The following is a 6,219-nucleotide window of genomic DNA, read 5'->3' as shown; positions in this document are numbered from 1 at the left end:
TTCCCCTGCTTCCCCTGCTTCCCCTGCCTCCCCTGCTCTCTTCACCATCATCTCACTTTTTTGCGTTACTCCCCACGCCAGGAAGGGGAAACTGGCTGGGCGGTCAGGCAGATCAATGCTAAAGTAATTATCGAAAAGACTCATTTTCGATAATTATATGCAGCCACCCCAAGAGTCAAATTCACTCGCTAAGGTGAACCCCTTTGCCATTACCGCTGAACGCGATTTGTTGGCAGAATTGTTGGTGGGCAAGCGTAATAAAAATACCCGTCATGAATACGCTAAAGATTTAAATAAATTTTTCCTGTCTGTGTGCGGTCAACAACCAACTCCCGCTTTGGTGGGACAATTTCTGCAAATGGATAGGTACTCGGCTGTAACGCTGGTTTTGCGCTACAAGGCAGAGTTGGTTGATTTGGGTTTGAAGGAAGCTACTGTTAACCGCCGATTGGCTGCAATTAAGGCGTTAGTTAACTATGCCTATAAGGTGGGTAAGTGTGAGTGGACGTTAGCTGATATCAAGAGTGAGAAAATTCAACCTTACCGAGATACTTCGGGTATTACTCCTGAAGCTTTTAGAAAAATGCTGTCGATACCAGACCGGGAAACTATTAAAGGTAAACGGGATTATGCACTGCTGCGGTTATTGTGGGCTAATGCTCTGCGACGGGAGGAAGTTTCTCACTGTAATATTGAAGATTTGGATTTAGAATTACGGACTTTGAGTATTTTGGGTAAGGGTAAGGGAACTCAGAAGGAAAATGTTGATTTGCATCCTAAAACTTGCGATGCTTTGCAAGATTGGTTGTGGACAAGGAAGGAATTAGATATCAAGCAACCGTTGTTTATTTCTCTGCGACCTCACTACGGACATCGGCTGACGGGGGATGGTATTCGCAAAATTGTGGTGAAGATTGCTAGTGTGGCGGGGATTTCTAAAGTTGTCAGCCCCCATAAAATTAGACATTCATCAGTGACGGCGGCTTTGGATGCTAGTGGTGGAGATGTCAGGAGTGTGCAGAAGTTGAGCCGTCATGCTAATTTGAATACTTTAATGATTTATGATGATAACCGCACTAAAGCCCAGGGGAAAATTACTGCTTTGTTGGAAGATTTGGTGTAAGTATTCAGCTATCAGTAATCAGTAAATGGCTACGCCACGCTACGCTAACAGCTTTTACCTAGTAGGTAGACAGATTTTTTCTCAAATCATAATATTGCCAACCAAATTCTATAAGTGTTCATGAGGAATATTTGTGAGATAAAATTCGTGTTTTCAGCCTCTTTCCCCTTGCCTCTTGCCTGCCTCCATGAAAAGACTTTTTCATCAAACCCTATTTATTGGGAACATTTACGAAATAACCGCAGTTCGCTACACCTTGTATGAGTGAAAGGCTTCCAATGCAAGCTTTTCACACCAAATGGCGGGATTTTTCATCAATCGTTGCTATACCCAATATTGCGTGCGATCGCTCAACTGATTTGTTTTTCCTTATCATCCCCCGTCCCTACTGAAAATGAATTAATCTTACCCCACAGTAGTTAATGAAAAGAAAGTGGGGGGGTTTTGGTTTTATGATTCTGGTTTATTTTGTAACCATTGTTCTAAATCAGTGATAGTGGAAAAATCCAGGAGTGCTTCACCTAGTAATTCTAATTGGTCAATTGTTAGGGTGCGAATTGTGTCAATTAATGATGATTCAATTTCGCCAAATCGCCGATTTAGTTGTCGGATAATTAGTTGTTGTTCTCCTTTTAATTCACCTCGTTCCATTGCTAGTTCTTCTGTGGGACTAATGAATGGCATTTTCTTTTCCTCCTCCAAATGTTTGATTTTAGCCACTAATCCTCGTTGCAATTCTTTGGGTAATGACATCATTTTATCAATGATTTTAAAGAGTTTTACAATTTGTTCTCTTGTTAAACCCCTATCATAAAGTCCTCTAATTAATCTCCATTTCCATTGTTCCCTTTCTTCTAAATCCCCAGTGGTTGATTTGGTTTTTAAATGTGCCATTACTATGATAGCAAAGGGATTATTGCTGGCTTCTAATTCATTCCACCGTGTTTCATAATCCATCAGTTTAGCAATGGGGAATTTAAAACTTAATTCACAATCTAACATTGCTTGATGATAACTGCTTGGTCGCCACTTAGGACTTGTATCACCTAAAATCGCCAGCCCCACCACAAATTTATGATATAGGTCAAAAGCACGGTAATTATAAATGTACATCCTTTCTTGGAAGTCAACATCATAATTACTTTGGACTTCAATATGAATTAAAATCCATGCTTGTGTTTTATCCAATAACCAAACTTTGTACAGTTTATCTGCTATGCGTTTTTCGGTTTCTGACGATGCTGTAATTTGTTGCAGTTCTTTGTCTAGTGATTCCGGTTTTTGTGTCCAATCAATTGCTTCATAAGTTAAAGGAAAGAAAAAGGATAAAAAATCATCAAAATATTCGTTTAATGCCTCTTTCCATGATTCATCGTAATTGGCGGTAATTTCATGATTTTGCTTCATAACAATGTTACAATAATTGTTGTATGTATTATCTTAAAATATTTATATTATAGTTAAATAACTGGAAAATTACCTAATATTATAGCATGAGATTGACTGATTACACACACACTCTGTTACCTTATGTGGGATGCAAAAACTTGCATAGTCCAGGAATATCTAGCAAGTAGTTACTAACCATTTCTAAAGAATAGATTTCAGGTAATGCCTGTTGAAATTTGCTCAGGCGGTATTCTGGTAACTGCGATAAAATTAGGTTTTGGGTATGTGGACTTTGCCAGAAGTCTTGTTCACTGATCTGAGCGATCGCTAAACTCAAGGTAGCCTGACCAAGACTCTCTGCCTCTATTTTGATTTTAAAGTTATCAGCAACAATTTTCCAATCATGGTAGCATTGCAAACCATATTTGATAGTGTGATTAATCTGTCCACCAGCAAAAGTCCACCATAATGCTCGGTCGTTATCTATTTGAATACTTGAATTTGTCAGAAATTGTCTCAAGTCAGTACGAAATTCATCTACAGATGCTTGTGCTTTAGAGTCAATATAAGGAATACTGTTTTCTGTAGTAATAATTTGTGCTATTTGCTGACATAGTTCAAAACCTAGTAATTGTGGAGCAAAACCTCCCCAACTTGGTTTTTTACCACGAGGAGCAGGAACAACCCTAACAATACGCTCTTGGTGGTTAATGTGGGTGACAGTCCAAGCCTTACCACTGAGTAGAAAAGAACTCATATCTGCAACTAGCTTATCCACAAATGCTTGCTCTAAAGAGCCAATGGTATAGCCAGATGATGTCTGTACTTTGTAAAGCAATGGGCTACTAAAAACAGCGTAGAGTTCCATAAAGTTTTTCCGCCCAAAAACCCGTTCTGCTTTATCCCCCATTGAGAGTAACCCACCAGCATGAAACAAGAAGTTTTCCCGAATCATGTGCTGAATTAATGCCTCAAATTCTGTATAGTTGATGCCTGAAAAATCAGGAACGCTAGACAAATGCTCCCAACAACGTTCTGAGCTAATAGCACCAAATTGTAGAGTTAAGGCTAGTAACTGATGCACCATTACAGCCCAAGCTCTAGTTTGAATAGGAACAGATTCTACCCAGCTTTTTCTTGCTAGTTCCACAATAGCGATCGCTTGCAATACTGTCTCCACATCTTCACAATAAAATGTGGTATTGGCGCGTTGACTAGCCCTTCTTCCAGTACGCCCCAAGCGTTGTAAAAAAGAAGAGACTGTAGAAGGTGCATTGGCTTGTAAAACTAAGTCTAAGTCACCAACATCAATACCTAACTCCAAAGTAGAAGTACAAATAATGCTGGTATTACTTCCGCTTTGAAAACGTTCCTCGGCGGCAGTACGTTCCTCTAAAGAAACGGAACTATGATGAACAAATACATCAGTGCCACGATTTCGCATCCGTTCCGCAATTTCCTCAGCCAGCGAACGACTGTCACAAAAAAACAGACTCTTTTTTCCCTGGGTAATGTGACTAGCTTCTTGAGCGATCGCTCCTAGTGTATCCCGTAAATAAACCCGTAAATCTTTTTGAGAAGGCACTTTCGGCGGGTCTATGACGCTGCCTTCCCGTGTTGATGTCCCTTGCAACCAACGCAGAATATCCGCCGGATTGCCAACAGTAGCACTCAACCCCACACGTTGAACATCATTAACTGTATAACGCCCTATTCGTTCCAGCACAGATATCAAATGAGTACCTCGGTCTGTACCCGCTAAGGCATGGATTTCATCAATGATTACAGCCCGTAAATCTCCAAAGACTTTCCTATGAGGTACTTTGGCAGATAGCAGCATGACCTCTAAAGATTCTGGGGTGGTCATTAAAACTGCCGTTGGCTCTTTGATAAAAGCCCGTTTCTGAGAGTCTTTAATATCTCCATGCCACAGAAAGCGACGCAGACCCACCATTTCGGTGTAAGTTCCCAAACGTTCTGCTTGGTTATTTAAGAGAGCCTTGATTGGCGCGATATAAATTAAGCCAACTCCTTGGGGTTCATGCTCCATTAACATTGCCAATAGCGGAAAAATAGAAGCTTCTGTTTTTCCTCCAGCAGTAGGAGCTAAAATTACTGCATTCTTACCATCTAATAAAGCTTGTCCTGCTAGTTCTTGCACAGGACGGAGAGAAGACCAGCCTAAGCGTGAGACAATCGCTTGTTGCAGACGGGCAGGAAAACGTGCAAAGGCAGAAGACATAATCAGCAGGGGGCAGGGGGCAGGGAGCAGGGGAGGCAGGGAGCAGGGGGTAGGGAGCTAACTCAGAATATCTCCAAGGTTTAGGAGTTAACCTAGCTGGCAGGGGAGCAGGGGGCTGGGTGGGTGCAATTGATTAAAATTCCACAGTGTAACCTTGAATATCCTCTGGTTCAGCCTCAAAAGGGGGACGACCTTCTCGAATCCGAATTTCAACTTCGGTTAAATCAGTGACTTCAAAGCCCTCAGCAATCATCGGGTCAAATTCCTCATCATTAGCTGCTAAGTCTAACACATTGACAAATTGACGCAGAAACTGACGAGGAACTACTCCTACATCACCTTTAAACCCAGCCGTCACTTTGGAAATCAGCCGCTCAATAAAATCTGAGGTGACTTTATTAGTTAGAACTGTTTTATTGACAGTGGGATAAATTTCTCGCAATTTTAAAGCTACTTCTTTAAGGCGTTTAGCGTCAAAAGGTTTGAGTTCTAACTGGGGTTGGCGAGGGTTAGCAAAACCACCAGGAGCTAAGAATTGGATGCGATCGCTCAAGGGTTCTAAACCTGCTACACCACGTTTGGTATCATAAAATTCTGGTGTGCCTGTAAAAATCCAGAGTAAGCCTTTGTAGCGGTCAGCCGCATCACAAATTTGCCGAATCCCATTTAAGGACTTGCCCCGGCTATCTTGACGCATTCGCAGAATTGTTTCTACTTCATCAATAACAATTACCAAACCCTTATAACCTGCGGCTTTGACAATTTCCAAAATCCCATGCAAATAATCAAGCGCGTCCCGACTGCCGATATCTCCTTTAATTCCAGCAGCTTTTTTGGCACTTCCCGCTACATTTTCGCTACCAGAAAGCCAAGAAAGTAAAGCACTAGCTTCTGCAATTTCGCCTTGTTGTTTAAGTGTAAAAATAGTCCGCAGTACCCTGGCCATATCTTCTGGGGCTTTACCACCAGTCAGAGAAGCGAGTTCTTCTTCCATGCGTTGCTGTACTAAAGTATCAAATTCATCGCTATTTTCGTCAGCACCTCCAGCAATCAGGGCATCTTCTACACGCCCAATCCAACGGTCAATGATGTCGCTTAAAGCACCTCTGGGACAAGAGCTAGTCCCTAATTCTTGTACAACTTTACGGTAAACATCATCGAATTTGTAAAAGTGTAAATCGTTGTCAGAAACTACTACAAAGCTAGTAGCAAAACCTTGGGTTTGGGCATCTAAAATTGCCAAACATGACATAAATGTTTTACCACAGCCATAGCCCCCACGCAGAAATTTAAATACACCTTCCCCATCAGCTGCTAATTTGAGTTGGCGATGAATTTCTGTACGTTGTTTGTCAATACCAACTGCAAAAGCTTCTAAACCTCTTTCTGGAACAACTCCAGAACGCAGACGTTCAAAAATATGCTCAATATCTCGTTCACTAATTGCCATAGTTAATTTTAAAGG

The 6,219-nt window shown here is 41.3% G+C and carries 4 protein-coding genes; 1 reads left to right on the top strand and 3 read right to left on the bottom strand.

Going from position 1 to position 6,219, the window contains the following annotated elements:
• Positions 1-157: 157 nt before the first annotated feature.
• Positions 158-1,123 carry a tyrosine-type recombinase/integrase gene (locus tag FFR48_RS24365; RefSeq protein WP_137669152.1) on the top strand — a complete coding sequence of 322 codons (966 nt, stop codon included), beginning with the start codon at positions 158-160 and terminating at the stop codon, positions 1,121-1,123.
• 450 nt (positions 1,124-1,573) lie between these two features.
• Here the strand turns inward: FFR48_RS24365 and FFR48_RS24360 are convergent, their stop codons facing one another.
• The 3 genes from FFR48_RS24360 to brxD form a co-directional block, all read right to left on the bottom strand.
• The gene (locus tag FFR48_RS24360; RefSeq protein WP_137669151.1) at positions 1,574-2,530 is read right to left on the bottom strand and encodes a DUF4351 domain-containing protein; all 957 of its coding nucleotides are present in this window, start codon (positions 2,528-2,530) and stop codon (positions 1,574-1,576) included.
• Positions 2,531-2,651: 121 nt separating this feature from the next.
• On the bottom strand, positions 2,652-4,754 hold the full coding sequence (locus FFR48_RS24355; protein WP_137669150.1) for a DEAD/DEAH box helicase: 2,103 nt from the start codon (positions 4,752-4,754) through the stop codon (positions 2,652-2,654).
• A gap of 133 nt (positions 4,755-4,887) precedes the next feature.
• Positions 4,888-6,219: BREX system ATP-binding protein BrxD (gene brxD, locus FFR48_RS24350; RefSeq protein WP_236104167.1), on the bottom strand; the 1,332-nt coding region annotated here is incomplete at its 5' end.

Origin of the sequence: Sphaerospermopsis reniformis, from assembly GCF_005402885.1 — a bacterium.
In the GTDB taxonomy this organism is placed as follows: Bacteria; Cyanobacteriota; Cyanobacteriia; order Cyanobacteriales; family Nostocaceae; genus Sphaerospermopsis; species Sphaerospermopsis kisseleviana.
The sequence above is the reverse complement of the archived record's forward strand: the minus strand, read 5'-3'. Positions and strand labels throughout refer to the sequence as shown.